Consider the following 3,422-nt stretch of genomic DNA (forward strand, 5'->3'; position numbering starts at 1 on the left):
TAATAAACTGCGAAACCGATTTGGTGGCAGATTGGGTTGCTTTCTTGACATTGTTTACAATTTTCTTGACGGCAGACTTGACCACGTTTTTGACATAACTCTTGGCCTTGTTTACAATCTTTTTGACTGTTTTCCTTACTTTCTAACCTTGTTGTAAACTTTTTTGACTCCACCCAGTCAAAAACGGTTGTCCTATGCTAGAACAACCGTTTTTGATCTTGATGACTTACCCTTCTATTTCATCACGGATTTTTGATCGGGCCACCTGAAGTAGATCATCATATTTTGAATTTAATGGGGCAGCAAGCTTTGACTCAAGTATCGATTCAATGTCCCACAACACACGTTGCTCTGCTTGATCTTCAAACTCAGTATACTCTTCCTCGTTGAAGCGGCATATCCAGTCGTAGAATACTATTGCTTCTTCTGGAGATAAACCAATAGTAATTTTAGATTCCTTCATGACTCTAACAACCTCCTTAATAAACTACACGAAAATTTCACATCTTATTGGACATTACCGTTTTTCAGAAGATATTCAATTTGCTTTTGACCCAACTCCCAACCACTATGGAAATTTCCAGCTGCATCAGACATAACATTCAAGCCTGTATTCGGATTAAAATAGTGAGTTACAGGCATCTTACCACGATACGTACCCGGGATTACTTGGGTATCGGGATTTTTTATGTGAGCTTGCATTGCCTCTTCAAATTTAGCTGCATTCGCTTTGTTATAATTACCTTCAACACCAAAATCTTTTGCATGCTTAAATTTCTTCTGAAGTTGTCCGGAGCTAAAATTGATTGGATTGCTAGATCCCCCTCCACCTCTAGAAAACATACTAATCAATTCACCAATATCTTGCCCCAGATTCTTCGCTCCACCACCTGCAACTCCTGTACCCCAAGCGGCTGCTACGGCACCCGGTGCGGATGCAGCACAGGCTGTCGTTCCACAGGCTACAATGACTTCACCGCCTCCACCTACTGTGGCAGATACACCTACTAGCATGGAGACGATATCACCTGCCACGGCTCCTACGTGATAAGAGACTCCTTTTTTCCTCGTTTGGATCACTTAAATCTGCAAGTCCCAGAGGGAAGATATTACTGTTGATTCGATCTCGTGCTCCATGGTAAAACTGCGAAATCGATTTCACAGCAGACTGGGTTGCTTTCTTGATAGCTTTTTTATATTAAAATTGCATGAAATATTTTCCGTCCTACTGTGTCTACTTTTTCGACATATAATCATTCTTAGATATCCACCATGATCTCATAACGATGTCAACATAAGTGGCTTCCCCTATACGAAGAAGCCACTTCTTTCCTTTATTACTGAGACTGGCTATTCCAATACCAGTTTACGCCTGTTTGACCATCGCATACGATAAATTCACAATTAGCTGATCTTAAAAACCCCTTAATATCCTCATCTGTCGTGAAAAAAAGCGTTGTAAATGAATCATGCAAATTCATAAAAGCATAATTCATATCCATATCTGTCAAAATCAATTCATTATCTGCTAAATCACAGATGTCCAAAGGGGTCGTACCATTTATATTCAATACTCCGTTCCGCCCCAAAAGCGGATCTGAAAAGCAGAGCTCCTTAATCCCTTTTGCTGAAAATAATCTTAAAAAATTATCCAGTATAAATACAGATGTATTATCTTCTGTCGGGTAATAAATCTCTGGCTTAAGATTTGAATTTAGCTTACTCGCTAAATCTTCTCGTGCATATTCTTTCCTTAAGGCATGAATAGAGGTTTTTAGAGCTAGTGCTACTTCATCATGTGAAGTTAACCCATTATCAGACATAATCTCCTGCCAAGTAACCGGATATCCATAATCTAGTATTTCTTCATTACTAGGATATATTCCGTCATCAGAACTCCTTTCTTTTCCCCATTCAAAAGGCATTTTGATAAACGGGTGGAATAATATTGCCGCAAATTTAAATCTATTGGGCAATTGATTTAGAATAGGTGTCTTTTCATCCAACCAAATATAATCTAACAAATCATAACCTCCTAAAAAGAGCCTGTAAAAAAGAACAGACTCTTTATTTTTAACAACTCGATCAATCTTTTTCTAGCTACCACACATCAGTCATCATACCTAAATTTAAACGATTTTTTCCCATCATAAACTTCTAATGTGGGTCTTTGTTGATCATCTTCTGTTTGATTATTTCTCGTAATTGAGTTAAGCTCAGCTCTTTCGATTGCCAGTCATAGTCGTCATCATCTCCAACTGGTAAAAAGCAAACTTCATTATCCTCATCGTGCCATTGCCAGCCATTCGATATGAATGCATCAAACAAGTTCATTTTGTTCTGTCCTTCACCATATCTCACTTGAAAATCCAAGGATGCCTGTACTGACATAATCTTCAACTCCTAATCAAGCCATTCATACCGTCCGGATCTTTTAACTATCACTACTCACAAAAGGCTTAACAATATCCCTATTGCCAATTGAACCCTGATCCAACAAAAGTATTTCTATTCCGTATAACTGCTCTGAAATAACATCAATATTACAAGCATATTTGATCTTCCGAGCTACTTGTAAATCCTTATCAAATAATATTTCTAGAGTCCTTCCTGACTCATTAATAATAGCTTCATGCATTGGGAATTCAATCTCCTTTAATGGAGGAAGTTGAATGGGTCCATTAAAATTTTCATTACTGACCTCTAGTCCAATCCAATTATTTTTATCATCAAATAACAAACAGCAGTTAACAGAGAGGTATGTATCTTCTACAATACCAAATCCATTTCTCTTCAGAAAACTTATATAAATATATTGACCATTCTCTATTGTAATGTTCAATTTCATCATCCCCTCAATCATATTTAAAAATCATTGAGTCATTTGTTCAAAACTGATAACAAATGACTCAATATGTAATTATACTAACGCATAATTACCATGGAGAATCAGAAAAGCCCCCCTGATTTCTCATCATTTTCTGAACAGCATTCCAATCTGGTAAGGTATTACTTCCTTTTCCACCACCAACAATACTAACTATGTTCTCACTAGAGTCCAAGACCACAACATGATACCCATCTTTTTTTCGTTTTCCATAGACAGTTCTCCCGCCCGGCTGATACCCCTTGTTGGTCCAATCATCAATAATATCATCGACATCTTTTGACGAATATCCTCTTTGATTAGCTCTCTCAGCTGCGTGTTTAGTAAATGTCCTACCTCCTGGTGTTACATCCCCCGGAGTAGGAATAGATGTCCCTTTTCCTTTCCCAGAAAACATATTAATCAATTCACCAATATCTTGCCCCAGATTCTTGGCTCCTCCACCTGCAACTCCTGTACCCCAAGCGGCTGCTACGGCACCAGGAGCGGCTGCGGCACATGCGGTCGTTCCACAGGCTACGACGACTCCGCCGCC

At 38.5% G+C, this 3,422-nt stretch carries 5 protein-coding genes and 1 pseudogene; all 6 read right to left on the reverse strand.

The features are described 5' to 3' along the window. Nucleotides 1–226: 226 nt before the first annotated feature. On the reverse strand, nucleotides 227–463 hold the full coding sequence (locus BT147_RS14795; RefSeq protein WP_072337070.1) for a hypothetical protein: 237 nt from the start codon (nucleotides 461–463) through the stop codon (nucleotides 227–229). A gap of 44 nt (nucleotides 464–507) precedes the next feature. Then, nucleotides 508–795 (reverse strand): annotated as a pseudogene (locus tag BT147_RS15925) (colicin D domain-containing protein); the annotation flags it as partial. A gap of 542 nt (nucleotides 796–1,337) precedes the next feature. Further along, a complete protein-coding gene (locus BT147_RS14805; protein ID WP_083426603.1) occupies nucleotides 1,338–2,024 on the reverse strand; it encodes a DUF2711 family protein in 687 nt (228 codons plus the stop codon). A 133-nt stretch (nucleotides 2,025–2,157) separates the two neighbouring features. Then, nucleotides 2,158–2,391 (reverse strand): hypothetical protein, encoded by a 234-nt coding sequence (locus tag BT147_RS14810; RefSeq protein ID WP_072337076.1) that lies wholly within the window; start codon nucleotides 2,389–2,391, stop codon nucleotides 2,158–2,160. Nucleotides 2,392–2,434: 43 nt separating this feature from the next. Next, the gene (locus BT147_RS14815; protein ID WP_072337079.1) at nucleotides 2,435–2,842 is read right to left on the reverse strand and encodes a hypothetical protein; all 408 of its coding nucleotides are present in this window, start codon (nucleotides 2,840–2,842) and stop codon (nucleotides 2,435–2,437) included. 94 nt (nucleotides 2,843–2,936) lie between these two features. Further along, nucleotides 2,937–3,422, reverse strand: a 486-nt coding sequence (locus BT147_RS15700) for a DUF4258 domain-containing protein (RefSeq protein ID WP_177239873.1), incomplete at its 5' end; no start/stop codon positions are given.

Origin of the sequence: Thermoactinomyces sp. DSM 45891, assembly GCF_900119485.1 — a bacterium.
Classification (GTDB): Bacteria; Bacillota; Bacilli; order Thermoactinomycetales; family Thermoactinomycetaceae; genus Baia.

Excerpts from the sequence above, each read along its gene's own strand:
- BT147_RS14795 (WP_072337070.1), bottom strand. The coding sequence starts at position 463 with ATGAAGGAATCTAAAATTACTATTGGTTTATCTCCAGAAGAAGCAATA.
- BT147_RS14810 (WP_072337076.1), bottom strand. The coding sequence starts at position 2,391 with ATGTCAGTACAGGCATCCTTGGATTTTCAAGTGAGATATGGTGAAGGA.